The organism is Myxococcales bacterium (assembly GCA_016712525.1).
Taxonomy (GTDB): Bacteria; Myxococcota_A; Polyangia; order Polyangiales; family Polyangiaceae; genus JAAFHV01.
Genome location: JADJQX010000001.1, coordinates 1,962,810 through 1,989,794, shown reverse-complemented (window position 1 = coordinate 1,989,794; position 26,985 = coordinate 1,962,810). Strand labels below are relative to the sequence as shown.

At 68.6% G+C, this 26,985-nt stretch carries 20 protein-coding genes; 7 read left to right on the top strand and 13 right to left on the bottom strand.

Annotation, left to right across the window (positions count from 1 at the left end; translation table 11 throughout):
- Positions 1–3: 3 nt before the first annotated feature.
- From IPK71_08435 to IPK71_08425, 3 genes are all read right to left on the bottom strand, one after another.
- The gene (locus IPK71_08435) at positions 4–1,227 is read right to left on the bottom strand and encodes a hypothetical protein (GenBank protein ID MBK8213764.1); all 1,224 of its coding nucleotides are present in this window, start codon (positions 1,225–1,227) and stop codon (positions 4–6) included.
- A gap of 95 nt (positions 1,228–1,322) precedes the next feature.
- The gene (locus IPK71_08430; protein MBK8213763.1) at positions 1,323–2,558 is read right to left on the bottom strand and encodes a hypothetical protein; all 1,236 of its coding nucleotides are present in this window, start codon (positions 2,556–2,558) and stop codon (positions 1,323–1,325) included.
- Between the two features lie 148 nt (positions 2,559–2,706).
- Positions 2,707–4,404 (bottom strand): trypsin-like serine protease, encoded by a 1,698-nt coding sequence (locus IPK71_08425; GenBank protein ID MBK8213762.1) that lies wholly within the window; start codon positions 4,402–4,404, stop codon positions 2,707–2,709.
- A gap of 503 nt (positions 4,405–4,907) precedes the next feature.
- Here IPK71_08425 and IPK71_08420 point away from each other — a divergent pair.
- Positions 4,908–5,600 carry a hypothetical protein gene (locus IPK71_08420; GenBank protein MBK8213761.1) on the top strand — a complete coding sequence of 231 codons (693 nt, stop codon included), beginning with the start codon at positions 4,908–4,910 and terminating at the stop codon, positions 5,598–5,600.
- A gap of 63 nt (positions 5,601–5,663) precedes the next feature.
- Here IPK71_08420 and IPK71_08415 read toward each other — a convergent pair whose 3' ends face one another.
- Positions 5,664–6,797, bottom strand: a complete 1,134-nt coding sequence (locus tag IPK71_08415; GenBank protein MBK8213760.1) for an iron-containing alcohol dehydrogenase — start codon at positions 6,795–6,797, stop codon at positions 5,664–5,666.
- Between the two features lie 95 nt (positions 6,798–6,892).
- Here IPK71_08415 and IPK71_08410 point away from each other — a divergent pair, with 95 nt between their 5' ends.
- Positions 6,893–7,408, top strand: a complete 516-nt coding sequence (locus IPK71_08410) for a peroxiredoxin (GenBank protein MBK8213759.1) — start codon at positions 6,893–6,895, stop codon at positions 7,406–7,408.
- A 132-nt stretch (positions 7,409–7,540) separates the two neighbouring features.
- Positions 7,541–8,599, top strand: a complete 1,059-nt coding sequence (locus IPK71_08405) for a hypothetical protein (protein ID MBK8213758.1) — start codon at positions 7,541–7,543, stop codon at positions 8,597–8,599.
- A gap of 267 nt (positions 8,600–8,866) precedes the next feature.
- Here IPK71_08405 and IPK71_08400 read toward each other — a convergent pair whose 3' ends face one another.
- Positions 8,867–9,553 carry a pyridoxamine 5'-phosphate oxidase family protein gene (locus tag IPK71_08400; protein ID MBK8213757.1) on the bottom strand — a complete coding sequence of 229 codons (687 nt, stop codon included), beginning with the start codon at positions 9,551–9,553 and terminating at the stop codon, positions 8,867–8,869.
- A 302-nt stretch (positions 9,554–9,855) separates the two neighbouring features.
- On the opposite strand from IPK71_08400, the gene IPK71_08395 reads away from it, so the two are divergent.
- Positions 9,856–10,968 (top strand): DUF481 domain-containing protein, encoded by a 1,113-nt coding sequence (locus tag IPK71_08395; protein ID MBK8213756.1) that lies wholly within the window; start codon positions 9,856–9,858, stop codon positions 10,966–10,968.
- Positions 10,969–11,037: 69 nt separating this feature from the next.
- Here the strand turns inward: IPK71_08395 and IPK71_08390 are convergent, their stop codons facing one another.
- Complete coding sequence (locus tag IPK71_08390; GenBank protein MBK8213755.1) at positions 11,038–12,342, bottom strand: hypothetical protein; 1,305 nt, start codon at positions 12,340–12,342, stop codon at positions 11,038–11,040.
- 360 nt (positions 12,343–12,702) lie between these two features.
- On the opposite strand from IPK71_08390, the gene IPK71_08385 reads away from it, so the two are divergent.
- Positions 12,703–13,284, top strand: coding sequence for a YdeI/OmpD-associated family protein (locus IPK71_08385; protein ID MBK8213754.1), 582 nt, complete (start codon positions 12,703–12,705; stop codon positions 13,282–13,284).
- A 231-nt stretch (positions 13,285–13,515) separates the two neighbouring features.
- Here IPK71_08385 and IPK71_08380 read toward each other — a convergent pair whose 3' ends face one another.
- From IPK71_08380 to IPK71_08370, 3 genes are all read right to left on the bottom strand, one after another.
- Positions 13,516–15,114, bottom strand: coding sequence for a hypothetical protein (locus tag IPK71_08380; GenBank protein ID MBK8213753.1), 1,599 nt, complete (start codon positions 15,112–15,114; stop codon positions 13,516–13,518).
- 153 nt (positions 15,115–15,267) lie between these two features.
- On the bottom strand, positions 15,268–16,140 hold the full coding sequence (locus tag IPK71_08375) for a hypothetical protein (protein ID MBK8213752.1): 873 nt from the start codon (positions 16,138–16,140) through the stop codon (positions 15,268–15,270).
- Between the two features lie 150 nt (positions 16,141–16,290).
- Positions 16,291–16,935, bottom strand: a complete 645-nt coding sequence (locus IPK71_08370) for a hypothetical protein (GenBank protein ID MBK8213751.1) — start codon at positions 16,933–16,935, stop codon at positions 16,291–16,293.
- A 1,317-nt stretch (positions 16,936–18,252) separates the two neighbouring features.
- On the opposite strand from IPK71_08370, the gene IPK71_08365 reads away from it, so the two are divergent.
- Positions 18,253–18,924 carry a hypothetical protein gene (locus tag IPK71_08365; GenBank protein ID MBK8213750.1) on the top strand — a complete coding sequence of 224 codons (672 nt, stop codon included), beginning with the start codon at positions 18,253–18,255 and terminating at the stop codon, positions 18,922–18,924.
- A gap of 1,401 nt (positions 18,925–20,325) precedes the next feature.
- Here IPK71_08365 and IPK71_08360 read toward each other — a convergent pair.
- The 4 genes from IPK71_08360 to IPK71_08345 form a co-directional block, all read right to left on the bottom strand.
- Entirely contained in the window at positions 20,326–22,170 is a 1,845-nt protein-coding gene (locus IPK71_08360) for a cytochrome-c peroxidase (protein MBK8213749.1), read from the bottom strand.
- 31 nt (positions 22,171–22,201) lie between these two features.
- A complete protein-coding gene (locus IPK71_08355; GenBank protein ID MBK8213748.1) occupies positions 22,202–22,831 on the bottom strand; it encodes an RNA polymerase sigma factor in 630 nt (209 codons plus the stop codon).
- Positions 22,832–22,894: 63 nt separating this feature from the next.
- Positions 22,895–23,686 carry an AraC family transcriptional regulator gene (locus tag IPK71_08350; protein ID MBK8213747.1) on the bottom strand — a complete coding sequence of 264 codons (792 nt, stop codon included), beginning with the start codon at positions 23,684–23,686 and terminating at the stop codon, positions 22,895–22,897.
- Between the two features lie 161 nt (positions 23,687–23,847).
- On the bottom strand, positions 23,848–24,597 hold the full coding sequence (locus tag IPK71_08345) for a redoxin domain-containing protein (GenBank protein ID MBK8213746.1): 750 nt from the start codon (positions 24,595–24,597) through the stop codon (positions 23,848–23,850).
- A gap of 320 nt (positions 24,598–24,917) precedes the next feature.
- On the opposite strand from IPK71_08345, the gene IPK71_08340 reads away from it, so the two are divergent.
- Positions 24,918–26,960: a hypothetical protein gene (locus IPK71_08340; protein ID MBK8213745.1), complete on the top strand. Its 2,043-nt coding sequence runs from the start codon at positions 24,918–24,920 to the stop codon at positions 26,958–26,960.
- Positions 26,961–26,985: the final 25 nt, after the last annotated feature.

The following is a 26,985-nucleotide window of genomic DNA, read 5'->3' as shown; positions in this document are numbered from 1 at the left end:
TGCTCACAGCCCCGAAGGCACGGTGGGCGGCCCGAGCGCGTTTCGCGCGTACCGAATGCCCGAGTTGAACGGGAAACCGCCGTTGTACCGGCGGGAAGCGAGGAACCACACCGCTTCTTCGGTCAACCACAGGGGTGTGCTGAACTCTAGGCCGTCTTCCTTCGGCAAGTCCCAGCCCAGCCCGTCCGAGAGGCGTATCAAGCGCGCCAGGTTGTCGTTCACCTTGATGGCAATGACCCCATTCCTCGCAGCGATTTTGCTCACGAACCGCAGCTTGGCTACCCGGCGCGGCTGCATCGCGGCCTCCGTGGTGGCCGCGGGAGACGTCCAGATCGTCATGTTCTCGTTGCCATCGTCCTCCGCCCACACGATAGCGGAGGTGTCATGGTCGACGGTGAGCGTGAAAAATTGGTGACCGGGCGCCGCGCGCCGAAGGGGCTGGTACCCGCCCGCGGGTGGCACGTACGCGATCACGGGTGGCGACGTCGCCATGAGGGCGATGAAGCCTTCCCCAAGCTTGACCGGCTGCTCGCTGAGGATGCCAGGGCCGTAAAACGTCTTGTTTTGAAGGTCGAAGCGAGCTGCGTGGTTTCGCGACCCGAAGGCCACCTGCTCGACGAGGATCCCGTTTGCGACCGGGGTTGTTCCCGAGAACGCGTCCAAGGTCGGCTCGATGGCTGCCTTCGTGAACGTCATCGCCCCCGGTGAAGCCAACGGAGCAAAGCCGAGAAAGCTGCCTTCGGCTTCGGAATAGAGCCCGATCGCTAGGCCATATTGACTAGCCCCAAACATACTTGCGCATGTGGGCGCATACGCGGCATACGCCACATGAGCTTGTCCCTCGATCGACTGTGACACGAAGTACAGGAACTTACTTTGATGGCGCGTACCACGAACATACGCCACGCGCGGGTCGCCGCTGCGCTCATGCACTGGATCGTTGCCCCATGGCATAAATCCCCAGACCACGCCTCGTTCCTCCCAATCTGCCGAGAAGAACCGGCAGTCAGGACGACCGTTAGCACACGCCTTCCACGGCAGCGGTGGAATCACCGATGCATCGCGGAGTGTCCATAGGGGGCAGCTCCCCGGGCTTGCCTGGATTTTCTCCCACTCGCCTGGGATATCGAGCTCTCCGGCATCCACCGAAACGTTCGCGTCCCGTGCGTCGAAGCCGGCATCAAGTCTCGAGCTGTCCTGGGCCGTCGAAGCATCGACGGCACCCACGGGCTCCTCCGGGAGCGTGCCCTGTGAGCAAGACCATGCTGACACGGCAGCACAGAACGCGCTAGCTGCGGCACCAAGTATCCAAACCCCGCGCCTCATTGGAAGATGCCCTGCCAGCTACCGCCAGGGATATCGTGAACGTTGATTCCTGGGACCCCTGCCTGTTGAAGGGGAACAACGGTATCCGACGAGATGCCTCCGCGGTCCAGGTAAAGCCCCTCAGGAGTCAGAGTAGGTGCGGCCGCCAAGGCTTCCGTGCCCGAAAGGTGCGCACGCGGGGTAACCACGAGGTCATAGGACACATCGAGCACCACCGCGGCAAATCCCGCCCCTCGTCGCGAGACGGCGATACGGCCGTCCTCATCCGTCGTCACCTCGGGCACGCCGGTCCCTGAATCGGCGAAGCTCTTCACGAGCTGGAGCGCGGACCGACGGTCGAACCGGAATAGGTCGACCGTTGCCGAGCGTCGGACCAGGATGAAGTATGAATCGTCGTAGGCTCGGTAGGCGGCGGACACGATCTGCCCGATCTGTGCTGCCCCGTATGAGCTGGGGAAGTAGAGAGGGGTACGCGTCTCGATGCCGTTGGTGAGGTTCACCTCGCGAACCGCGGCGTAGTCGTAGTTGCCGTAGCTGAGCGCATCGAAGAACGCGACCTCGTTTCGTTTCGACGACACCGCGATGGCCTCGCTCGGTGTCGCCTGAAGGTGGTCCGCGCCCGCCGAGACGGCCTGCAAGGCCAGTTTCCCATCGCCGTCCCGGTAGAGGCTGCCGAGGAGGGCATGCGTGGCCTTGTTGTACACAGCCGCCCGACCTTCCACGGCGTCGGCCGAGCTCCCGAGGTCGGTCGCCACCGCGAAGCCCACGTTCGAGTCGCCCATGAGGGCCTGAACCGCGGCAGTTGCGACGGATGCGAAGGGGAGGACCCCGGAGTGAGCGGCAATGTAGTGGTCCCCTGCGTCCGTCGCCGTCGCAAACTTTCGATACCAGGCCACCACACCACACTTGTGACAGCCCGTCATGTTGGGGATCTTCTCGGTCCGCGCGGGCAGAACGCCCACGTACGCGCTCACACACGACTCTTGCCCGGTCAGGGGAAGGTCCTCAAGAAACGAGATGACCTTCAGGTCTTGACGACGAAGCAGCCGATCGCTCGCGGTAGTACCGCCGCCCGCGCTCGGCAAAGGAGATGCAGGCGGGGTGTAGTTCTTCACCCACGACCACAGCGCCACCACCGCCATCTTCTGGGCTTCCGTAGTGTAGACGGAATCGGGAAGGCTGAGATCGTTCCAGTACCGCCAGCCTAGCTCGACGTTCTCTGGCAGGGCCACCGCGCCCTGCCGGTTCAGTGCACTTGGGAACCGAAGCGGAGCAAACCGCTCGTGACTTCCAACATAGCCTTCTGGAGCCTGGGTCTGGATGTCACGCCCGATTCCATTGGCAGTAAACCGACGCCAACGGTCGGTGTTCGGAAGCGAACTAAACGCTCCCACGACCGCAAGATTGCGCACAAGCCAAATGAGTGAGGGTCGGTGCGCACTGGCACTGCTGCAGGCGCGTATTTCCGTGATACTCGGTCGGAACCTTTTCGGTGGTGCCGTTCACATCCACTTCGGTTTCCCCGCCTACGAAGCTCTGGGTGAGCACGATGTTGTTCGTGTAGGGCCCCGTGACACGGTCCACCACGCCGCTCTGCCCACCCGGACAGGTCACGGTGATCGTTCGCTGTTTCGCTCGGGGGTTGGCGGGCTGGCCGGGGTGCCCCGCTTCGTCCGGATCGTAGGTGCGGCGCGGATTGTACTCGAGCGGACGAAGGATGGTCGTCGGGTCCGGGTTGCAGGCGTTCCCCGGGAACCGCTGCTGCCACGTGGTGGTGTTGGGCTCGGTAGGCGGATTCGGGGGAGGGTCGGCTTGCGCCTGCAGATCGATGGGCCTCCCGAGCGCGTCGCGCTGGCCGAACACCGCGTCGTTCCTCTGATCCCTGTTGGAGTCGACGGGGCAGCTGTCGCACGCGTCGCCCCAGCCGTCTCTGTCCGTGTCCGTTTGGTCGGCGTTCGAGACGGTCGGACAGTTGTCGCAACCGTCGATGTTCAGCACGCCGTCCCCGTCGGCGTCGGGACCGAAGCCAGGGTTCACGAAGCAGTTGGCACGGGTCGTTCCGCTGAGTCGCGAGTCGGTCATCTCGCGGTGCAAGAAGTCACGGGTCTCCCCTCGTTCCGTGTTCGCGTACAGGACACGAACATACCCGACGGCCGCGCCAGGCGGGGGCAGAACCCCTGGTGGTTGATACCCCTTCGCGCTAGCAACGCCGCAGACAGGAGGCCGATCAAAGGTCGATGCGTTGGCTACGTCTCTGGCAAACAGCGGCCCACCGGAATCACCGCCATTCACAACACCCGTTTGATTTCCCAAGAAGCCGTAGTCATTGATCCAACGCGCCGCACAATCCGCGCTGCAACCGCCCTCTGTACTGTCTTCCCAGTCTGGGCTGACAACATAGTTCCTTGGGCCAACGCCCCCGTCTCTAATTGGTCCGTAGCCGACGTGAGTTCCGGTCCCGCTGCCACTCGTCCCCCAATCACAGACCGCGTTTCCGGCTACGCCCGCAATGGGGTGAAAGGTGGTCGTGCTCGGCGGAACCGGCCGATCCAACTCGATGATGGCCACATCTCGTGCTGATTGCGACGAATCGAACCCAAAACCCGATGGAAATCCGGTATCTTCAGTGATCCCCTCCCTCGCAAAGTATCCCGGGATAGTTACCGGGTTCGGCGCCTTCGGATTGAACGTGTGCTTGTACACGAGTGCGCCCGGTGCATAGGAGGTACAAAAACCCCCGCCCGGCAGGTCGGGGCATGGGTTGGGGTGGAGCACGAAGTCGTAGTTGGCGGTCTCGTTCCCGATGACACAGTGAGCGGCCGTGAGCACGTGCCGCGGGCTCACCAGCGTTCCCGAGCATTCCCCAAGGATCACGCCGTTTGCGTTCACACGCGCTACGAACCCTACGCCCGGGAACTTGTTCTCGTCGTCGGGGGTGCCGTTCTCGATCGCTTGCACGCTCGTCCCCGTCGCCTCGCCTGCGGGCTCCCCGTCGCTCACGGAGGTGCAAGCGGCGAGGACCGGCACGAGCGCCGGGATGAGGACGAAGAGTGTACCCGAACCCCTGGAACGTTTCATCGGCGTGACCTCTGGGCCCACGTGACTCTGTGGGCATGTCAAGTCAACGCCGTAAGGAAAGGCCAGTCAAGTGACAATCCAACAGATCGTGTGAATGTTGGTGCTTGCGCTCGCTCAACCGACGCCCGAGCCCGACGCGGCGCGCAAGGGTACACGCAGGACTGCGCCTGCCAGAGCGCCCTTTTCCGCGCGCGACCCGCTTGCACCCCGTCACCAGGTCACAGACGACGCCCGCTGCGGCCCCATCACGCGCGGGAAGCCCTTGATCCGACGGCCGATCGCGCCCTTGCATCGCCTTCCTGGGCTCGTTCCTCCGCGCGCTGTGCCGCTTGCACGCCTTGCAAGTGCTTGATCCGACACATGCAGGCCCTCCGTGAGGCCGTGACGTCGGGGCGGGGACGGAAACCGTCGCTTCGTCTGCCCTTGCCGTCTGCCCTTGCGGGTCGGCATGCGGCTCTGCTTCGTGCTTGCCGGCTCACGGAGCGCGCTTCACCATGCGCCGCATGCCAGCACTTCTTCGTTCCACCGACAGCCTCGATTCGCTCTGGGAAGAGCTCGTTTACACCGAAGCGCGCCTCCTCGCCGCCGGCGAGAAGACCCACGCCGCCACCGTTGCCAAAGCGCTGAAGACGCTCGAAGGTCTTCAGACCGGGCAGAAGGCCGCGTGGCGCCGAGAGATCGTCGCGCAAGCCCACGTCGACTCCGCGGACGACGACCTCGACGAGCGCGTCGAGTCCATCGGGCGCGACCTTCTCTACATCGAGAAGGGCAACCGCAAGAGCGCGCGCTTTCGCCAGTACTTCAAGGGCCCCGTCTCCGCGATCGTGCGGCTCGGCCTCAAGTCCCAGCTCGACGTGGTGCGCCCGTTCGTCGCGCTGCTCGCCAAAGAAGCCGAGAAGGTCTTGAAAGACCATGGCAAGGCGCTCACGGGCATCCTCAAGAAGGGTGAGGCGGCCGTCGAAGAGCGCGCCTCCGCCGCCACCGACCGCGCCGACCACCGCGCACGCCACATCCTCAGCTTCGTCGACGACCTCAACGCCATGCGCACCACCATGCACGCCGAGCTCACCCTCGCCGGCGTCAAGAAGGGCATGACGCGTAGCTACGGCGATCGCTTCTTCAAGCAGACCTCACGGACCTCCCGCGCCATCGAGCCCAGCCCCGAGCCCGCGCCGGCTCCCACTCCTGAGGAGTGATCGCACGACGAGGGGAGCCGTGCCTTACGACTCCCCTCGTCGCTCACGCTCCGTGTCGCGCCGTCAGAGGCTTGCTTCGTAGAGGGCGGCGAGGTCGGCTTCGGTGCAGGGGCGGGGGTTCGATTGGTGGCAGGCGTCGATGATGGCCTTGGCGGCGAGCTTGGGGATGTCTTCGCGGGTGATGCCGTGGGCCGCGAGGCCGTTCGCGAGGCCGATGCGCGTGCGGAGGGCTCGGAGCGCTTCGGACAGGGTTTTTGCCTTGGGATCGAGCAGCGCGCGCACACGCTCGATGCGCTCGGGCACGGCCGACGTGTTGTAGTCGCACACGGCGGGGAGGCAGAGCGCGTTCGCGAGGCCGTGGTGCATGCCCTTTTCGCTCGAGAGCGGGTGGGCGAGGGAGTGGCAGGCGCCGAGGCCCTTCTGGAACGCGACCGCGCCCATCATGGCGGCCTTCATCATGCCCCCGCGCGCCTCGAGATCCGCGCCGTCCTTCGTGGCGCGCTCGAGGTGGTCGCGGCATAGCTCGAGCCCTTGGAGCGCGATGCCGTCGGCCATGGGGTGGTCGCCCTTCGACAGGTAGGCCTCGAGGCAGTGCGTGAGCGCGTCGAAGCCGGTGGCCGCCGTGACGTGCGCGGGCATCGAGACGGTGAGCTCCGGGTCGAGCAGGGCCACCTTGGCGAGCAAATACGGGCTGAAAATGACCGTCTTTCGGCCGTTGGCCTCGAGCGTGACGACGCCCGAGCGGCCGACCTCGCTGCCGGTGCCGGCGGTCGTCGGGATGGTGACGATCGGGGGGACGTTGGGCTCGATGAACGCGTCGCCGCCGGTGGCGTCGTCGTAGTCGACGAGGGGGCGCGAGTGCGTGGTCATGAGCGCGATGAGCTTGCCCGCGTCGAGCGGGGAGCCTCCGCCCACCGACACGACGATGTCCGCGCCGTGGGCTTTGTAGGCCGCGACGCCGTCGAACACGTTCTTCTCGACGGGGTTCGGATCGACGGCGTCGAAGACGCGCGTGGGGAGCCCGGCGGCCTCGAGGGCGGCCGTGATCTTGGCGACGATGCCGGCCTTGACCACGCCCGCGTCGGCGACGACGAGCGGACGGCCTTTGCCGAGGCGTTTCACGTGGTCGGCGAGCTGCGACGACGCGCCCGGGCCGAAGACGATGGTGGTGGGGAAGCTCCAACGGACGAGGCTCATGGCGGCAGTATCGCGCAAGGCCGGGCGAGCGGGAGAAAAAGGAGCCGCGCGCGGTCGCGCTTTACTTTCGGGGGCGGCGCGATAACCCTCGCCCCATGATCGAGCCCGGCCAAAAGCTTCCCAATGTGTCCCTCCGTGAGTCGACCGGCTACAGCGACGAGACGCACTGCCCCCTCCCGCCCCAGGCGGTCGAGACGGGCGCGCTCACCGCGGGCAAGAAGGTCGTCTTCTTCGGCGTCCCCGGCGCCTTCACCCCCACGTGCTCCGGCAAACACCTGCCCGGCTACGTGGCCGCGGCGGACGAGCTCCGCGCGAAGGGCGTCGACGAGATCGTGTGCATCGCCGTGAACGACGGCTTCGTCATGGGCGCCTGGGGCCGCGACCAGAAGGCCGACGGCAAGGTGCGCATGCTGGGCGACGGGAGCGCCGAGCTCACCAAGGCGCTCGGGGTCGACCTCGACCTCACGGCGAACGGCATGGGTGTACGTTGCAAGCGTTTCTCGATGCTCGTCGTCGACGGCACGGTGCGCACGATCAACGTCGAAGCCCCTGGAAAATTCGAGACGAGCGACGCCGCGACCATGTTGAAGCAGGTCGCCGAGCTCGGCTGAGCGGCCCTCGCCAGCGCGTGCGCGTCGGGTGCGACGAGAGGGGCGAAGGGCCTACATCCGCCCACGGACTGCATGCCGAATGACGCGGCGCGCGTGCCACGAAGAGGCGCATCGGGTACCTTGAGGGTCCCTATGCGCCTCACGTCTTTTGGGCTCGCGGCCGTTCTTTCGCTCGGACTCATCACCTCGCTCGGTGTCGTGGCCTGCGGTGGCGACGGAGAGGCCACGCCCGATCCGGCCACGCAAGGCCAGGATCCGACCGCGAACGATCCGTTCGGTCGCAACACCGGCGGCGGAAACACGGCGGACGGTGGTGGCGGCGGTGGTGGTGGTGGTGGCGGCGGCGGTGAGACCGACGGCGGCGCGCTCGACCCCGACGGCGGCACCACCGACCCGGACAGCGGCGAGGTCATCGTTCCCCCCGGGACGTGCGGCACGGCGAACCCGCCCACGGGCTTCATCGCGAGCGTCAGCGTGACGGTCGGCGCGGCGAACCGCACCTACGCGCTCTCCGTGCCCGCAGGGTACGACGGCACGCGCAAGCTCCCGCTCGTGTTCGGGTTCCACGGCGACGGCGGCAACGGCGCGGCCTACCGAAACTCGTTCCCCATCGAGGCGCAGGCCGGGGGCCGGGCCATCTTCGTGTGGCCCAACGGCACCAACAACAACGCCGGGCGCTCGTTCGACCAAGGCCGGAACCCGCCCCAGAACGCCGACGTGACCTTCTTCGAGGCCATGATCACGCAGCTCTCGGCGCGGTACTGCGTCGACACGACGCGGGTGTACGCGCACGGCATGAGCGGCGGCGCCTACTTCGTGAACCAGCTCGGGCGCTGGAAGAACACCGCGCTCCGCGCCATCGCGCCCATGTCGGGCGGCGGTCCCTTCGGCATCGGCTCGGGCGACTTCGACCCGCAAACCGGAAACCTCAAGGTGACCGGCCCCCTCGCCGCCTTCATCGTGCACGGCCAGAGCGACGGCTCGGTGAACATCACCGAAGCGCAGAAGAGCCTCACCTACTGGCGTGCCGCGGCGAAGTCGACCGCGGGCCAAGCCGCCACGAACCCCTCGCCGTGCCAGCGCCAAAACGGCGGCCTGAAGCCCGTCGTCTACTGCGCGATCCCGGGCCTCGGCCACACGATCTGGACGGGCGCGGCCGCCGGCGTGTGGAGCTTCTTCTCCGCGAACTAACTCCACGGTCATGATCTTCGATCATGACCGCGGACTTAGTTCTCACTTTGTCACCGGAGGACTCCGTCCTCCGCCCCACGGGCAAAGCCCGCTGGGGCCCCACCTCCTGGTTTTGGGTCCCGGCCCAAAACTTGTCACCGGAGGACTCCGTCCTCCGCCCCACGGGCAAAGCCCGCTGGGGCCCCACCTCCTGGTTTTGGGTCCCGGCCCAAAACGACCGTGGCTCGTGTTCGACCATCGTGACGGTCGACTTCGAGCCACGCTAGGTCAGTCGTCGCCGTCGTCGTCGGCCGCGTCGTCTTCCGCTTCGGGGGCCGAGCCTTCGGCGTCGTCGAGCACGTCGTTGCCGTCGTCGTCGGCGTCGAGGGAGTCGTCCGACATGGGGGGCTCGTCGGCGACCACGACGACCGACGAGGTGGCGGCCGGCGGGAGGGCTTGGGCGGGCGTCGGCGGATCTTCGGAGATCGGCGCGGCGGGCGCCTCTTCGACGACCGGCGGGGGCGGCGGGCGGTGCGACCTGCGCGGCGGGCGCGGGGGCACGACCTCGATGAGGGTGACGACCGGCTCCCCAGCGCGGAAATCGCTCACGCGGGCCCACGTGGGGCGGACGCGCACGTAGACGAGGTTGCCCTTCTTCGCGCGCTCTTCGCCGTCCGGGAAGCGTGCGAAGTACACCTTCTTGAGCCTCTCGAGCTCGTCGCCGCGGGGCTCGTCGGCGATGCCCTCGAGCTGGACCGTGCGGCCGTCGTCCCAGCCGACGACGAGGGCCATGCGCTTGTTTTGGCGGAGGTTTCTCGTCTTTCGTGCGTCCTCGAAGGTGTCGAACACGATCTCGAGATCGTCGGTGACGGCGATCCCGATGACCGCCGCTTGGGGAACACCGTGCACCGACACGGTGGCCTCGACGGCCCACTTTTGGTCACGCAAAAACGAAACGAGCTCCGAGCGATCCATGCCCGGCTAGCTACCACGACCGCGGCCTTTTCGGGGACGAACCGGGCGAGAACGTGAGGCACGCGGACCGCAACCGGCTGCTGGCTCGCCGCCGCGCGTCGGCGCGTTCGCAGCGAAAAACCCCGAAAAACCCGCCCAAGACCGGGTGCCCCGGTTCTTGCTGAGGGAGCAACACCACGTGCCCTCGGCTCGACCGTTACTCCCCGGGCGGGTCGAGGGCACGCGGGCTTCGGCGACGGGCAGGGCCCGGGCCGACCGCTTTTTCACGCTTCTTTTCCCTTCTCTCTGGAGCTCGACCTTTCATGCGTAAGCTTTCTCGGTTCATCGCGCCGCTCGGCATCGCGGCGCTCTCGCTCGTCTCGTCGCGGGCGTTCGCTCAGTCTCCCCCGGCTATCGGGGCCGCGGCTCCCCCGCCCGACGCGAAGGCCCTCGTCGCCGGCCCCAAGGGCCCCGCGGACGCCCCGAAGATCGAGGCCCCGAAGACCGACGAGACGAACGTCAACGTGTCGGCCGGCGGCCTCATCACCACGGGTAACTCGAAGACCGTGGCGCTCACGATGAACGGCCTCTTCGACATGCGCCGCGGCAACAACGGCCTCTTGGTCGGGCTCATCGGCAACTACGGCGAAAGCACCGTCGCGCCGGCCACCGAGGGCAAGGCCACCGCCCAGAACATCCAGGGCAAGCTCCGCTACGACCGCTACTTCCTCGACAACCTCTCGGGCTTCTTGATCACCACGGGGCGCCACGACAGGTTCCAAGGCATCGCGTTCCGTTTGAACCTCGACCCCGGCGTGAAGCTCATCGCCTACAAAGACGAGGCGCAGGCGTTCTGGGCCGAGGCCGGTTACGACTTCCAGTTCGACGCCCGTAACGACGCGGGCCGCGCGCCCACGCCGCCCGCGACCGAGCTGCTCGCCGCGACCCGAACGGATCACTCGGGCCGCGCGTTCGTCGGATACCGCCGGAACTTCAACTCGGCGGTCACGTTCTCCACCGGCCTCGAGCTCCTCCAGTCGTTCGTGAAGACCGACCTCGGCTCGGCCGACACCCGCGTGAACTTCGACGCGAACGTCGCCGCGAAGCTCGACTTCGGCTTCTCGCTCGGCGTGGGCTTCAACGCGCGCTACGACCGGTTGCCGATCCCCGGGCGAAACCAGCTCGACACGTCGACCACGCTGAGCCTCATCTACGCGTGGTCGGACGCCGCGCCGAAGAAAAAAGAAGAGCCCCCGCCCTGCCCCGAGTGCCCGTCGTGCGCGACCAAGGAGCCCGCTCCCGCGCAGGCCCCCGCGCCCGCCCCCGAGGCCCCGAAGGCCCCTGAAACCGCGCCCGCGCCTTCGACTCCGACGACGCCCGCCGCGCCGACGACCCCGGCGCCTACGCCGGCTCCGAGCGACGCCCCCAAGCCGTGACCTCGCGGGCCCTCCGTGACGACCTCACGGGGGGCCCGACGCTCGCGCGCTGCGATCCTCACCTGGCCCTCAAACAGCCGTATCCACCTGCTCTTTCCTCGCCACCACGAAGGCCGAGAGGCCGAACGTGGCGACGCACACCACGGCGCCTAAGAGGGCGAAGCCGGTGAAGAACGAGAGCCACGGGAGGGTGGGTTTGGCGAGGCTCTTCGTGAGGAGGAGGAGCGTGCTCCCGAGGTAGCCGCACGCGTCGGCGAGTGTGATGAGGAACCCCGCCGTGGCGGGCGTGCGGGTGGTCGCCACGAGGCGATCGAAGAGCACGCAGTTGAACGGCACGTAGCCCATGTAGAGCCCGAGCCCCACCGTGATCATCCACGGCATGGGGCCGACGAGGCCGGCGCGGAACGCGAGGGTGCTCCCGAGCACGAGCCCCGCGCCGGCGACGAGGAGCCCGTGCGTCGCGAGCAGCGCGCGGCGGTTGTCGGCGACGAGCATCATGGCCGCGACGGCCACGAGCGCCCCGAACGCGACGGGGATCTCGGTCGTGGTCATGACGGCGGGTTTGTCCCCGTAGCCGAGCGCCTCCCAGATTTCGCGGGCGAAGTTGTCGCGGAAATCGCGGAGGGCGGTGAGCACCACGTACCCGACGACGAGCGGCACGAGCACCGAGGCGTTCGCCACGAAGAAGGCGCGACGCTCGCGCGCCGACATGGGCACCCGTTTTTGGCGCGCGGCCTCGTCGGCGGCCGAAGGGGGCGGGATCTGCGCGAGGAGCCACGTGGCCCCGAGGAACGCGGGCGCGAACACGAGGCCCGTGAGCGCGGGCATCCAGGCCTCGGGCACCCCCGCGTCGAGCACCCCGACGCCGACCGACTTCACGAAACCGGAGGCGACGATGAAGCTCGCCGAGAGCCCCGCGCCCAAGAAATCGCTCACGCGGCGCCCCTCGAGGAACCCGAACACGAGGCCCCAGATCATGCCGAGCGGGAGCCCGTTCACCACCATGCCCACGGCCCGGTACGGCGCGGGCAAGAGCCCGAACAGGACGAGCCCCACCTCGGCCACGGCGATGCAGGCCACGACGGCGAGGGCCCGGCGCTCGCGGGTGACCTCGGAGACGACCTTGATGCCGACGAGCTTCGACACGAAGTAGCCGAGCACCTGCGCGAGCACGTAGAGGGCCTTCACGTCGAGCGTGAGGCCCCCGAAGAGCAGGATGTGACCCGCGAATTTGGCGGCCGCGAACGGCTTTCGGAAGCCGTACATGCAGAAGTACGCCGTGAACGAGGTGACCACGCCGTACGCCGTGAAGGCCGCCGGGGAGGCGCGTTCGAGCCACGCCGTGATGGCGCTCTTGCGTTGCGGAGACGGCATGGTTCGGCGGTGGGAGAAAGACACGGTAGCAGCCCCGTTGATTTTTCGGACCGAGGCCGTTCGACGCCCGCGCCCGAACGCCGAGGCGCGATCCGAGGAGCGCGCGGAACCTACTTTTGTAGGTGAGCACGACCCTTGGAAGTCCCCGACGGGGGACGCACCGCAGGATCGCAACGAAGGCGCTCGGGATGCGGCGGCGAGCGGCCGACGACCCTTGGAAGTCCCCGACGGGGGACGGGAGAAAATCAACGGGCTGCTGGCCTCCCCTTCCCTTCCCGGCGCCGAATTCGAGGGGGCGAAAATGCGCCTGCGCCCGGGAGCCCGCGCGGTACCCTCGGCGGCGTGAGCCCCGTCCGACCCGTGTACTTTCCCAGCGACGACGACTTCACCCGGTGGCTCGAGGCGAACCACGCGCGCGAGACGGAGCTGCTCGTCGGGTTCTGGAAGAAGGGCACGGGCAAACCCTCGATGACCTGGACGGAGAGCGTGCGCGCGGCCCTCTGCTTCGGCTGGATCGACGGCGTGCGAAAATCCCTGGGCGAGGAGGCGTACACGATCCGCTTCACGCCGCGGAAGACCGGCAGCATTTGGAGCAAGATCAACGTGGCGCACGTCGAGGATCTCACGAGGCTCGGCCGCATGCGCCCGTCGGGCCTCCGCGCCTTCGAGGCGAGAGATCCCGCGAAGACCGGTGTCTACTCGTTCGAGCGCGCCGAGGACGCGACCCTCACCGACGCCGAGTGGGCGCTCTTGCGGAAGAGCGCGAAGGCCGCGAAGTACTTCGACGCGCGGCCTCCTTCGTACACGAAGGCCGCGCTCCACTGGATCGTGTCGGCGAAGAAGCCGGAGACACGTCGCGCGCGCCTCGAGAAGCTCTGCGCGTGCTCACGCGAGGAGACCACGCTGCCCCACCTCACGTGGCGCCCGGCGAAAAAGGGGTGAAGGAAGGGAGCAGGGGTGCCCCCACCGCCGGGTGCGACGTGGCTTCCTCGATGCTTCTGCGTCTCCCCCTGAGCGAGCGAAGCTCGCGATTTGGGGGAGACCGCGGGCGCGCAGGCCGTTAGGCCGAGCACCCGCGAGTGGGGGCACCCTTGATTGCCGGCGAGGGCGCCAGCGTCGTGCCGTGGTGCCTCGCGCGTTCCCGGCTCGCCACGAGACACGTCACATAGGCCGTCAGGGCGAAGGGCGCTTCTTCCCGCGGCGCCGCGCGAGGAGCGCCGTGACGAACACGGCACCCGTGAGCCACTCGGTGTGCGAGGGCGTCGCTTGGGACGTGTCGCAGCCGCAGCCGCGTGGACCGGGCGGCTCGGGCGGCGGAGGCGGGCCGGGGAGCGCGGGCGGGCGTGACGAAGAGAGGGACTCCGCGGTGGGCGAAGGTGCCGGCGAGGGATCGCGTGGCAGCCCCGTCACGAGGCTGAACGGCGCCTCGACGAGCCGGATTCCCGAAGCGCCGGGGCTCGGGCGCGATTCGTCGAACGTGACGCGCCACTCTCCTTCCGAGCGGGCGGGCCGGTAACAGGCGCCGTACTTCCCCGGGCATCGAGGATCGCCGGGGTCGCTCTCATGGGGCTCGACCGACACGAAGGCCGTCGCGATTTCGCGCGGGTGAGGGAGCTCGTCGGCGCGGGTGCGGGAGAGACCGATATCGGGCACTCCCCGGAAGCGGTAACGATGGATACGGAAGCTCGAGGGCCTATTCGGGATAGGCAACGACAGGAGCCCGAGCCCCGCGACGACCGAGGCGTTCGGCTCGGTGCGGTCGTTCGTGTCGAGCGTGGCCGCGCGCTCGAGGTGCACGGGTTTGCCCTCGGCGGCGAGCTGGTCGGCGAGCAGGCCCGCGAGGTGCGTGGCATCCTTCGTGATTGCCAAATAGAGCCTCGGCGGCTCGGCGCGGAGGAGCCCACGGGGGAACAGCGTGGTCGCTTGGGGCGCGAGCGAGGGCGTCGCCACGATCATCACGGTCTCTTGGGCGCCCTCCTCGGCGTGGGGAGCGCCGGGCCACGTGAAGGGCCCGCGTACACGAAAGACGAGCGCCTCGGGACCTCGCACCACGGCATACCGCGAGGCGGAGGTCTTGGGCGGGGCGAGGCCCGGCACGTCCTCGGTGGCGCGCGGCTGGGCGAGCTCGCGCACGGTCGCGACCACGGCGTCACGCCCAACGACGCGAAGCTCCGACGTTGGCGCCCTGAGCCAAGGCTGCTCGCAGCGCGACGGCGCTTCGCGGCGCAGCGTCCCGACCCAGGTCGGGCTACGGCTCGGCAAGGGCGCCGCGGTCAGTGGCGGCCGGGAATAAGGGTCGGGGGCTTCGCTCGGACCACGCGGGGTGTCGCACGACCACGTCGTGTCGCAGAGCGGAGGTTGCTCGACTCGGAACCCGCGGGGAGCGGTGCCCCGATAAGCCACTTCGGCCGAGGCCCCGAGGTGGATATCCGTCGCCCCGTCGGGCAACGCCACGACGCGCACCGTGGTCGGGCCGAAGGGCGCGCCCGGCGCCTCGGAGCCGACCCACGTGTCGTCGCCGGCGGTGACCATGGTGATCTTGGCGAGGCTCGCGCGCGACAGCCCGACGTCGACCTTCTGCCCCGACACGGGGGGCGGCAGGGGCGCGGCGGGAGGCGGCGCCACAGGGAGCCACACGGGGTCGAGCTTGGCCCGGACCGCCCCCGTGCCGAGCACGACGGCCGCGCCCGGAGGCGTGGCGCGCGTGCGGAGAAGGCACGTCGAGGGGCTCGGTGGGACGAGGCGTCCGTCGGCCCCTGTCGCCGTGAGCATCCCGCCGGGCGAGAGGGGGCACGGCCACACGCTCCGCGAAGGTGAGCGCCTCGAGGGAACGAACCCGCGCGCGAACGGCGGTGCGGGCGTCGGCGGAGCTGCCACCCGGGTGCCCGATGACACCACACACGTCGAACGACAGGTGCTCGCCATTCATTCCGACGACGTTCGTGACGACCGCGTTCGCCCCCGCCGCATACCGAGCTTCGGCAAACGTGGCCTCGGCCTCGGCGGACGAGAGCCTGGGCGGGGAGCGAAGATTCCCCCCATGGGGAGCTGCGCGACCTCTTTCGGGAGCATTCCCGTCGGTCCCATGAGGGTGATGACCAAGGTCTCGTGCGAGCCCCCGCGGCTCTCGGGGACGAGGGGCATCGTGAACGCGCCGACGGTGCGATAGCGAAGGAGCGCGTTGCCGAGGTTCGGAAAGACCCAATAGGAGCTTCCCTTTTTCGCGGAGAACGCGGCGGGGAGCGCTCCCCCGAGGGCCTTCACCGTGTCGGCGAGGGTCGCGTCCGTGGCGTCGACGACGCGGATCGACGAGGGTTCGGGCGCCGCGCACGGCACCCGGGGAGAGCTCCCGCCCTCGATGCCCTCGAGCGAGTGTATCCCGGGGCGAAGCAGCTCCTCTTGGCTCGGGGTGAGCGGGCGCTCGATCGGGAGGGGCGGCGCCGCCATGAGCTCAGGGTCGAGGAACGTCGTGCAGCGTGGCTTCGAGCTCGCGACACGCGCCGTGACGAGGGCGGGCGCCGTCTCGCGATCGAGCCGTGTCATCCCCGCGCTGGGGATGACATCGATCCCGCAGGGGGTGGTGCCTTCGGGCTTCGGGAGCACGTAGACCTTCCCGGCGCGTTTGGGCCACACGATGACGATGGCCTCGTCCCCCTGGGTGTGCACGACGACCTGCTCGATGGCCGACGTCGGTAGGCTCGGGTCGGCGGAGAGCCCCGCGGCCCACGCCGCGCTCGGTAGGGCGAGGAGAAGGAGCGCCGCGGCCAGGGCGAAACACGAAGGGAGGAGGCGGGGCATGGGGCTCTCGGGGTCGGAGGTCGGAGGTCGAACGGTCGCGGGTCGGAGGTCGCGGAGCGGAGGAGGAACGTCGGCGAGCAGGGGTGCCCCCACCCGCCCGACGCGAAAAAGCCCGTGGCCCTGGCAGTTCCTTGTCGGTTCGAGCCGAGGTCAGAGCCCGGGGAGGACGGTGGGCGCGCCGAGCGGCGCGCGCGGCAGCTTCAGGAGCACATTCTTCGTGGGAAAGCCCGGCTCCCCGGGCTGGCTGCCCGATACCCATTGCCAGACGAAGTCGTCGTTCACCCAGAGCGGGTCGACCGAGGCGTGGTCCGGCTCGGCCGCGACGTCCCACCCCATGCCGTCGCTTACACGAATGAGCCGAAAGCTCGTGTAGCTTGCGCCGCGGGCGAGGATCATTCCGGCGTTGAAGACGAAAGGGTACGCGGTGGGGAGCCTCGCCACGGCCCGACGCTGGAGGCTGGCGGCTGTCGTGGCGAACGGGGCCGTCCACAGGGTCGCGACCTCAGTGGTTTTGTCGAGCTCGAGCCAAGCCATGGCATAACCCGCACGTTGGTCGAAGTCGACGGAGACGACCTCGTTCCCAGGCTGTGGATTCACAACGAGCTCCGCCGAGCCTCCGGTCGCCGGCATGAAATACAGGGACTCGTCGGCAGTCGCGAAGTACCCTCCGGGCACCGGGATCGGGCGCAATGCCGGCTTGGTGTAGCCCGGGAATCCTGGGATAACCTGTCCGTCCGACAGGCGAAGCGCCGAGACGTAGTTCGCGATGCCCCCCGCGTTGTGCTCAAGGGTCACGATACCATCGCCGCGAAGCATTCCTTGGACAACGCTTCGAGAGGCAAGCGGTTGCGTGATGTCCTGCACACCAATCCCACCGTCAGGCATCCCAGACAGTACAAAGCGTCTGGAAGCCGCATTGTTGCCGTAGAATACCGTTGCACTCATTCCGAACGGCGTGGCCGACATCTTGGAGACTGCGCAGGTAAGGGTATCCGCATCCAGTCCGAACACGGCAAGGCGCGCCTCGCCTTCGAGTGCTTGTACGATCCCCACGCGCTCCGGTCGACCGCGTGTGGCCCGAACGTACGAGAGTACAACGCCTTTGGAGTCCTCGAACACGCCTCCCAGGTGACTCTGAACGAACGCGAAGTTGTCGGGTCCTGTCCAACTAGGAACAAAGACCGTGCACGCAGGCCTTCCAGAGGTACATGGGGTCCAGGCGAACGGCTCGACGCTGCGCCGCGGGTCCACGGCGAGCCGAACGGCACAGTTGGCCGGCAGGCCTTCGATTGGGCGCCATTCGCCAGGAAACGGTATCTCAGCGTCGGGCACAGCAACGTCGAAGGGATCAGCTTCCCCGGCATCTGGCCGCGCGTCGCGCACAGGGGACCTTGCGTCGCTGGCGTCCCCCACCGCGACGTCGCTGACTGGCCCGGGGGTGCTCTCCCCGCCGCACGACGCGCTGACCACGCCCACGAGAGCGACGCCCACCGCGCCGAGCACGAGCGCCGCAAGCGCCCGCTTCACTGAAAGAGCGTGGTCCATCCGGTGCCTTGAGGAGGATGGTACACGATGTCGGGCTCCCCCATTCCACGCTCCCGAAGAGCTTCGACATCGGGCGGTGGGGCGCTGGCCCGGAAGGCCGGACCAGGCGTCGCGGTCTCGAGCCGTCGTGGGAGCGAGGCGAAAGCGTCCACGGTCGTCCTCGGCTCGCGCCGTCACGAGCGGGCTTCACGGCCGCACGACCGCGGAAACACCAATTCTGACCTCGAAACGCGGCCTTCCATGCGCCGAAGGACCGATTTTGACCTCATTCTCGGAGCTGCCGCGCGTGGAAGGACCGATTCTGACCTCATTCTCGGAGCTTCCGCGTCCGGCAGGGGCGATTCTGACCTCATTCTCGCTGCTGCCACGCCCGGCAGGCCGCGTTTCGACCGAAATATCGCTGCTTCCGCGCTCTTTTTGGCCCGAAGGCAAGGAAACGTCGGCATTGCGCCTCGCCGCGAGGGGCACGCGACGCGGGACGGCCGCTGTGCCAGGTGTACGTGTCTCACATTCGACCTTGCACGGGATGAGCGCGTCGCCGAAACTCTCGCGCAAAGGAGGGGTCTCATGCAGCTCCCGAAAGACTCGGCCCACCACACCAGCATCGTTCGTTTTGTCCGATACCTCGCCCGCAAGCTGAAACGCGCGGGGCACAACGCTCTCGCGAAGGACACCACCGCCGCAGCGCACAAGCTGCGGGAAGCGGGCCGCGCCTGGGAAGACACGGACGACGCCGTTCAGGACGCGCTCGCCGATCGAGACGGCGCCGACGACGACCTCGACGGGGTCGCCCAGTCCGTGCGTGCGACGCTCGCCGGACGTGGCGCCTCGGCGAGCAAAGAGGAGCCGTACACGCGCATCTTCCACGACGGTATCGGCTACTACACGGCCGCCCCCCTCGCCGAAGAAGAGACCCGCTACGAAGAGCTCTCCGAGCGCATCACGAAGCATCTGCCCGCGAACGACTCGGTGAGAAAGACGGCTCCCGCCGCCATCAAGAAACACCTCGCCGAGTTCAAGGCCGCAGCAAGCGCCCTCGACAAGGCCGAGCGCGCCCGGGGGAGCGCGCGCACCGATCTCGAGCACACGAAGCGCGACACCATTCGCCTCGTCGAGAAGGTGTACGGCGCGCTGCTCACGGAGCACGGAAAGGGCAAAGCCGAGACGTTCTTCCAGAAGTCCGCGAAGAGCGGGAAGAGCAAAGACGACGCCGAGCCCATGCCCGCTCCGGAGGAGTGAGGGAGGCGCGTGGCATGCCGCGCTCGATCCCGTTCGAAACGGTGTCGAGCGCGCTCGACCTGCCGGCAAGCCGCCTCGCGTCGCTTGGTGCGCACCGCCGAGAGAAGCTGCCCAGGCGACCTCTCGGCGCGGCCTTGGGCGCGTTCGGCAACGGGATCGTCGAGCGCCGAGCCCTACCCGCGACCTGTGACATTACCCTACCACGCGGCGCGGCGTGTGCACGGGGCTGTCGTGGTGGACGTAAGCGTGGGGACGTGGCGCGCGGGCCGCTCGTGAGGTATTGTCGCCTCATGCCTCAGGTAGGGGCCCGGTACCCCCGTGACCTGACGGCATGGCCGACGGCCGTACCGGGCGACCGCGCGGCGTCTTCTCTCCGTCGGCGACACCTACGAGCGATAGGCGAGCGATAGGGGAGTCGCACCACGATGCCCGGTCCGCGCGCTCACGGTCGTGGCGCAGATAGCGAGCGCCGCACGCTTCCCGCGGGGCGCGTTCCCCCGTAGCCTCGCAGCCCTCCATGGACTTCGCGGCCTTCATCGCCCGGTACGCCGACTCGGTCGGCGAGCGCGCCAACAAAGATAGCTACCTCAAGGACCTCTGCACCGTCCTCGGGTTGCCCCACCCCGAGCCCTCCACGGGCGACGCCGCGCGCGACGCGTACGTCTTCGAGAAGGACGCGAAGCTCTCGCGCGAGGGGGCGTCGGCCACCACGAAGAAAATCGACCTGTACAAGGCGGGCTGCTTCATCCTCGAGGCAAAACAAGGCTCGAACGAGAGCGCGAAGAAGCTCGGCACCGCGCGGCGAGGGACGCCGGCGTGGAACATCGCGATGAACGACGCGTACGGCCAGGCGCTCGGGTACGCGCGCGCCTTCGCCAAGCCCGTGCCGTTTCTGATCGTGGCCGACCTCGGGCACTGCTTCGACCTGTATGCCGCGTTCGACGGCTCGTGGGACTATCGCCCCTTCCCGAACCCGCAATCTTCTCGAATCTACGTTACCGACCTCGAGAAGCACGCGCCGCTCCTCAAGACGATTTGGACCGACCCGCTCTCGCTCGACCCGGCGAAACAGTCGGCCAAAGTCACGCGCGAAGTGGCCGAGTACCTGGCGAACCTCGCGAAGCTGCTCGAGTCGCAAGGGCACGCGCAAGAGGCGGTCGCGAAGTTCTTGATGCGCTGCCTCTTCACCATGTTCGCGGAGGACGTGGGCCTCTTGCCGAAGGAGGCGTTCACCAAAGCCCTTCGCGAGTACTGGGAGCCGAACCCGCCGAGCTTCGTCATGGGGGTCGAGACGCTCTGGCGCACCATGAACGATGGCGGTGGCCTCATGACGGGGGAAAAGATCCTCAAGTTCAACGGCGGCCTCTTTCGGGCGCCCTCGGCGTTAGCGCGGGCGTCGAGTCAGGGAACGACGACCTCGCCCGAGAACAGCCTCATCGCCGGGACGAGCTCCCTCTCGTGCTGCTCGACGAAGTTCGGCACCCACGCCTCCGACCGTCCCGCGGCTTTCGGATCGTCCTCCAGGAGCCCCGCCGTACCGTAATGCTTCGCTAACTCCGGTATGCCTGCGAGCGTGCCACCGTGACCGTACGGCGCGGTCGCGGTGACCCCGCGCAACGGGGGGGTCCGAAAGCTCCCCTCGAGCTCACGAAGGTCGGTCGGAAGCACGAGCTCGGGGAACGGGCCGTCCGCGTACTCGGGCTTACGCAGCTCGTGAACGAGCAGCGACGGCAACCCCACCGACGCCCCCAGATCGGGCTTGCCGTCCTTGCGCCCGGTGGCGAAGCGAATGTTGTGGAACGCGTCGTCGGTGAGGCGCGGACCGTAATGGCATTGCGCGCACCCGGCCGTGAAGAACGTGTGGAGCCCGACCTTCTCCTCGACCGTCAGCGCCGCGAGATCGCCGCCGATGTACCGGTCGAGCGCGTTCGGCTTCGCGCTCAAGGTGCGTTCGAACGCCTCGATCACCTTCGCGACGCGCACGAAGATGGCCGTCACGGCCGCCTTGTCTTCGGATCGCATCGTGTCCCAGCTCGCGTCGCCAGGCTTGCCCGCTGGCGGAAAGCGAGTCGCGTCGTCGAGCGGCGGGAGCGGCGAAGCAGGGAAGATCGCCTCGTAGCGCGCGCGGTACGTCGTGAAGACGCGATGAGCGACGTGGAGCCGCGTGGAGCCCATCTCGGCGGCGTTTTCGATGGGGCCCGTGGCCTGCAACCAAAGGGTGTCGGCGCGCCCGTCCCAAAACTGGAACCGTGCGTGCGACGCGTAGAGGATGCTCGGCGTGTTCCGATCGCCCTCCGCGACGCCGACCCCCTTCGGTCGGCCGTCCGCGAAGCCCTTGTCGGGTGCATGGCAGGTCGCACACGAGACCGCCCCACCTGGCGAGAGACGAGCGTCGGAGAACAAGTCTTTCCCGAGCGCAGCGGCGGCGGGGAGATCCGCGACGGCGTTCGTCGCGTCCTTCGGCGCCGGTCCGGGGAGCACCATGTCGTGGAGCATGTCCCAGTGGTTGCTAGGGAAGTACTCGTCCTCGTACTTGATCGGATCGTGCTTCGGAGGCAGCTGCCCATCGAGCACCGCGAGCTCGCGGCGCAGGGTGCTCGCGAGGGTCTCGGGCTCCGGGTCCGCGAGGAAGCGGCGGATCACCATCGTTCGCGTATCGACGATGACGTAGAACGGCAGCCGCCGGTCGCCGAGGCCGACGCTCTGCAACGTGTAGTCGGGGTCGGCGGCGACGATGCTCGCGTGCTCGCCGAGCTCCTTCGCCGCACGCTCCACGTCGCGCGACGTTCGAACCAGCACGTTGTTCTTGTCCGAAATCACGAGGTCGACGAGGTCGGCGCGATCGGCGAGGTCGGCAGGCACCACGTCCTTCGTGTGCGCCTGGCTCCACAGGCACGTCCCACAGAACGAGGCCGTCTCGCGCAGGATCAAGAGGTGCGAGCGGGGCGCGCAAGGGTCGAAGCGGCTCGCGAACGCGAAGGCTCCGCCTCCGAGCTTCGGGAGCTCGAGCGGCGGCATCGTGCCGAACAGGTCGACCTTGGTGTCCGTTGGGTAGGGCGAAGGCTTGCCGTCGATGCAGAGCGACTTGGGTGCGGTCTTTCCTCCGTCGCGCGCCGCGTCGGCGCCCGCGTCCGCGCCCGTCTCGACGACGCCGCTCGACGAGCACGCGCCGAGCGCCTCCGTCGCGAGACCGAGCGTGAGCACGAGCACGAAGAGCTGCGATCGGTGAACGGTCGAGGGGCGCATGATCACCTTGGTGGCGGGGAACACGAGACGCTCAAGGGGGAGCCTCGAGGGACGACGAGGCTCCGCACGAGCCGCGCGCTGCACACGGACACGAGCCGAGCGAGCGCTTGGTGGTGCCGCAGTGAGCCTCGATCAAGGCGCGCAGCGCGACGCGCGCACGGAACAAGCGAACTGTGAGGGCGTTCACGGAGAGCCCGAGCGCGCGCGCGACGGCCACGGGCGGCTCGCCCGCTTCGTCGACCCGGAGGACGACCTCGCTGTACGCGGGACGCAGTCCGGCGACCTGGCTACGTGCGCACACGCAGAGCGCCGTCGCCGTCGGTGGACAGGCGATGCGCTCGAGGACGACCTCGGTGTCTGTTCGCCGCTGCGCGCGATGCGCGATGCGCACGCCGTCTTGAGCCTGGCGCTCGACGATCCTCGCCAACCAGGCCGCCGTGCGCCGCTCGTCGCGGAGCTCGTCCGAGTGGAGCAGCGCCTTCAAGACGGCGTCGTGAACGGCGTCCTCGGCGTCGGGTCGCGAGCCTGTCAGGCGCCACGCGCGGGCCACGAGGGCGGCTCGGTCGGCCGCGGCGATGCTCCGAAGCGCCGGAGGGGCCTGCCGCTGAGCGACCAGCGACCCTTCCGGCCGACGTCGCAGGATGTTCCTCGTTTCGCCCATGCAACAATTGCCAAACTGATGAAGTGTTCGGGTGCGATCGGGCACGCGCCCGACCCTATCCGTCTATGGGATCCGCTTCGGCGACGCTTGAACGGCGCGGTCGATTTCGACCTCCAGAAACGACACCCGCTCCGAGAGCCACGAGGGGGCGACCCCTAGGGCGGCCCGAAACGTTCGAGAGAGGTGGCTCGCGTCGGCGAACCCGGCGGCGAGCGCCGCCTCGGTGAGCGACTTCCCCGCGTAGCGGGCTCGCATCGCCACGCGCATTCGCGTCCAACGTACGAGGGCGCGATACGGCAACCCGAGCTCACGCGAGACGCGATGCGTGACACGCGTCGGCGAGAGGGAGACCGCGCGCGCGACGTCGACGAGCCCCATGCTCTCGCCGGACAGCGCGGCGCGCTCGACGACCGCGAGCACGGTCGACACCTCTTCCGAAGGACCGCCATCGGGACCCCCTACGTCGAGCGCTTCGAGCCACTCGCGCGTCGCCCGCGCAACATCGACGGCGGTGGGGGTCGGCGGCGCGACGGCGCGGATCGCGCGACGATGCGCGTCGCTGAGGGGAGCGCCCGCAAGCGCATCGAGGCGTCGACCGCGCGGTCCATCTCTGTCGACGAGCAGAATCGCGACCGCGGAGTCGGCCTCGAGCCTGTGCGGGGCACCGGAGGGAATGAGCGCGATCTCGGCGAAGCGCGGGAGCGTGCCGGCGGTGCGGGGCTCGAAGCTCGACTTCGCGGAGACGACGAGCTGAACGGCCCGATGAGCGTGGAGTGGGGTGACCGCCCGTCGGCCTACGAACACCGCGAAGCCCCGGCCAATCCCGAGCGCTCCCGCGATCTCGGAGTCACGCACGTGCGGGCCTCCTCGGGCGAAGCGCGGGGCGCGCGTCGATACGACCCGTTCCGAAGGATGGGCGTTGGCGGCGACAGAGGAACGACATTCGCGCGGGCCTCGCGCTCTCTCGGGAGCGGTTCGTTGTGCGACGAGGGCTTTCGGTGGTTCGGGGGCGGCGGCTATTTCGCCGCGGGGTACGTGTCGAGGAACCGGAGCCAGGCATCGAGGTCCTCGCGGATGGCCTCCTGCGTCGCGAGGCCACCGGTGGCGGCGTAGAGGATCTCCATCGTGCGGGCGTCGAGATCACCGTTCCAAGGGATGGCGGCCGCATCGAAGAAGACGCCGAACTGCGCGTTGTTCGGATCGAGGACGTGCGAGAAGTTCGACGGGTACGATGTCAGCCATTTGTCGAGGTCGGAGGGCACCGAGGGGGCGCCGCGCTTCGACGTCTCGACGAGGGCGGTGATCCAGCCGATCTTCTTGGTGGTGAACTCGTCGGAGAGAGGGGCCGCCGCTTTCGCCTCTTGGTTGCAGGGTCCACACCAAACGCCGGCAGCTTGGATGTGGATGAGCCGGTAGGCCCTGCCCTCTGGGTCGAAGTAGTCGGCGAGCGAGACCTGCTGGAGCCCCTGCGACTTGTCGCCCTTCGGGTAGCCGTAGAACTTGAAGTTCTTCATCACGTCGCCCGGCGTGCCCGCCGCGGTCTTCTTGTGGGTCGAAGCCTTCGTACCGATGCGTGCGGTCGGATACGGCTTGCCGTACGGGTTGGTCTCCGTGCCGGTGGGGGTGCCCGTTCCCTCCCCTTCAAGGCCCTTGTCTTGCTCGGCCTGCGTCGTCGTCGACGAAGCGCTGCAAGCGGACAGGGCAATGGCGAGGAGCGCCGTACTAACGCGCGGCAACACGCGCGCGAAGGGCGAGTGAACAACCATCGGGAGCCTCGGAGGTGAACGCGCAGCCGCTGGGGCGTACGCAGGTTTCATTTCACTGACGCCGGGCCGGCCGGATTCTTACAGCTTTTTTCAGACTGCCTTCGAGGCTGCACTGACCGCTCGTTTCGAATGGCGACGACGTCGCCGGTCGCGTATACCCGTGAGGCGACCAGGCGCCCCGAGGCGTGGTTTGCGCGACCGGGAGGCTAGCGATGAGACGCTCCGCGATGCTGGGCTCGTTCTTCGGCGGTGCCGTTGCCATGTGTGCCGCCGCCATGGCGAGTGGGTGCTCGCGTAGCGCCGAGGACCGACCGGTTGCCATGACTGGCACCCGCGCCGCCGTCGCTCGGTTCGACGCGATCGCGAGCGCGTTCGCGTGGGGACCCGCTCTTGGACGGAGTTCGTCCGAGCTGTTCGGCCCGCGAACGTTTGCCTACGAGGCACGTGAGGACGCGATCGTGTCCGAGGGCTCGCGCGTGCGCTTCGCGCGCTACGCCGACGGAGCATTGGAGCTCGAGTCGGCGGGGGTCGCGTCGACGGTGCGCATGCTCGGCGTGGCTCATGTCGGTGCCGAGGCCACGCGCGGCCATCTCCTCTACCGGGCCGTCGGCGACGGACGCGACGTCATCGCCCGTCCGATCGAAGGCGGGAGCGAAGACTGGGTGGTCGTCGCGGCCGAGCGCGCGGGCGCGAGCGTCGACTACGAGGTCCGGCTCGGCCGCGGAGTCGCAGGCCTGCGCCTCGTCGCGCGGACCCTCGAGCTCCTCGACGCGGGCGGGGCCCCACGCCTTCGCATGGCGGCGCCCTACCTCGTCGATAGCGCGGGCACAGTGCGGCCCGCTCATGTCGACGTCGTGGGCTGCAATCTCGACCGCTCACCGCGAGCGCCGTTCGGGCGGCCCGTCGTGACCCCGGGCGCCGAGGCGTGTCGCGTCCGGGTCTCGTGGGACCCCTCGAAGCTCGTTTATCCCGCCGTCGTCGATCCGGCGTGGACGAGCACGATGCAGCTCGCCGCCCCTCGCCACGGTCACGTCGCCGTCCTCCTCCCGGGCGCCCCCGATCGCGTTCTCGTCGCAGGTGGCCAGACCACGGATCCCGTTTCGACCTCCATCGAAGTGACGACGGCGGAGATCTGGTCTCAAGGCGCGTGGGCGACTACGGGCTCGCTCGCGACAGCGCGTGACGCCGCAGCCTCGGCTCTGCTCGGCGGCGAGGTACTGGTCTCGGGTGGCCTCACCAACATGGGAATGGACGTGCTCGGGACCGCCGAGATCTACGACCCCGCGACCGGGATGTGGCGCACTACCGGCAGCCTCGCGGTGCCTCGCGCCGGTCACTCCGCGACGCCGCTCGGCGACGGCTCGGTGCTCGTGAGCGCGGGCTACGACAACTCGGGCGACCACTTCCGCGAGGCCGAGCGCTACGACCCTGCCCTCGGCATGTTCGTGCCCGCCGGCAAGATCAACACGACTCGCTACTTCCAGACTGCCGTCGCGCTCTCGGGCGGGCGTGTCCTCGTGGGCGGAGGCACCGACCCGGAGAGCGGCGCGCTCGCGTCCCTCGAGCTCTACACGTTGGGCACCGGCTGGGCGTCCGCGGCGTCTCTCGCCCCGATGCCGGCGCCGCGCACCCTGCATGCGTCGGCCGTGCTGATGGACGGAACGGTGCTCTTCGCGGGCGGATACAACGCGACCGACGAAGCGCTCGCGCGTGTGGACCGCTACGATCCGAGCACCAACACGTGGACGACGGTCGGTCCGATGGCGCGCGCGCGGTTCGACCTCGCGTCGGCTCCCCTGCCCGACGGCCGCGTGCTCTTCGTCGCGGGCCAATCGTTGGTGGAGGGGTTCTCCGACGGCGAGCTCTTCGATCCGGCGACCCTCTCGTTCCAGAGGTTTCGGGGTGCTGCGCTGCGGGCGTACGGGCACACGGCGACCGCGCTGTCGGACGGCCGGGCGATCGCGGTCGGTGGACGTAACCCTGGTCCTATCCTCGTCGCGAGCGCGGAGATCTTCGACCCGGCGTTGCCTACGATCGACGCGGGACCCGAGGACGCAGGGAGCGACGCCCAGGGCGACGCGGCCATCGAAGCCGACAGCGCGGTTGCCGATGCCGGAGCGCTACCCGACGCGGCTGCGCGACCCGATGCATCCCCGGCTCCGTCAGGCACCGCGAACGACGCAGGGTCGCTGCCGCCCGGCCAGACGACGGACGCAGCACTTTCGGAACTGCAGCCCCTGGATGGGACGGACCTCGCAGGTGGTGGGTGCGGTATCTCGGGAGGCGCCGGCGGTACGTGGTGGGCAACGGTCAGCGCGCTCCTCGTGCTCGGTGCGCTTAGGCGGTCGCGAAGGCGACCGTAGACCCGGATAGACATGAGGCTGGCGC

Bases quoted from the DNA above. Each gene is read 5' to 3' on its own strand.
- IPK71_08425 (MBK8213762.1), bottom strand. From the start codon at position 4,404: ATGAAACGTTCCAGGGGTTCGGGTACACTCTTCGTCCTCATCCCGGCG.
- IPK71_08420 (MBK8213761.1), top strand. From the start codon at position 4,908: ATGCCAGCACTTCTTCGTTCCACCGACAGCCTCGATTCGCTCTGGGAA.
- IPK71_08415 (MBK8213760.1), bottom strand. From the start codon at position 6,797: ATGAGCCTCGTCCGTTGGAGCTTCCCCACCACCATCGTCTTCGGCCCG.
- IPK71_08410 (MBK8213759.1), top strand. From the start codon at position 6,893: ATGATCGAGCCCGGCCAAAAGCTTCCCAATGTGTCCCTCCGTGAGTCG.
- IPK71_08405 (MBK8213758.1), top strand. From the start codon at position 7,541: ATGCGCCTCACGTCTTTTGGGCTCGCGGCCGTTCTTTCGCTCGGACTC.
- IPK71_08400 (MBK8213757.1), bottom strand. From the start codon at position 9,553: ATGGATCGCTCGGAGCTCGTTTCGTTTTTGCGTGACCAAAAGTGGGCC.
- IPK71_08395 (MBK8213756.1), top strand. From the start codon at position 9,856: ATGCGTAAGCTTTCTCGGTTCATCGCGCCGCTCGGCATCGCGGCGCTC.
- IPK71_08390 (MBK8213755.1), bottom strand. From the start codon at position 12,342: ATGCCGTCTCCGCAACGCAAGAGCGCCATCACGGCGTGGCTCGAACGC.
- IPK71_08380 (MBK8213753.1), bottom strand. From the start codon at position 15,114: ATGCTCACGGCGACAGGGGCCGACGGACGCCTCGTCCCACCGAGCCCC.
- IPK71_08375 (MBK8213752.1), bottom strand. From the start codon at position 16,140: ATGCCCCGCCTCCTCCCTTCGTGTTTCGCCCTGGCCGCGGCGCTCCTT.
- IPK71_08365 (MBK8213750.1), top strand. From the start codon at position 18,253: ATGCAGCTCCCGAAAGACTCGGCCCACCACACCAGCATCGTTCGTTTT.
- IPK71_08360 (MBK8213749.1), bottom strand. From the start codon at position 22,170: ATGCGCCCCTCGACCGTTCACCGATCGCAGCTCTTCGTGCTCGTGCTC.
- IPK71_08355 (MBK8213748.1), bottom strand. From the start codon at position 22,831: ATGGGCGAAACGAGGAACATCCTGCGACGTCGGCCGGAAGGGTCGCTG.
- IPK71_08345 (MBK8213746.1), bottom strand. From the start codon at position 24,597: ATGGTTGTTCACTCGCCCTTCGCGCGCGTGTTGCCGCGCGTTAGTACG.
- IPK71_08340 (MBK8213745.1), top strand. From the start codon at position 24,918: ATGACTGGCACCCGCGCCGCCGTCGCTCGGTTCGACGCGATCGCGAGC.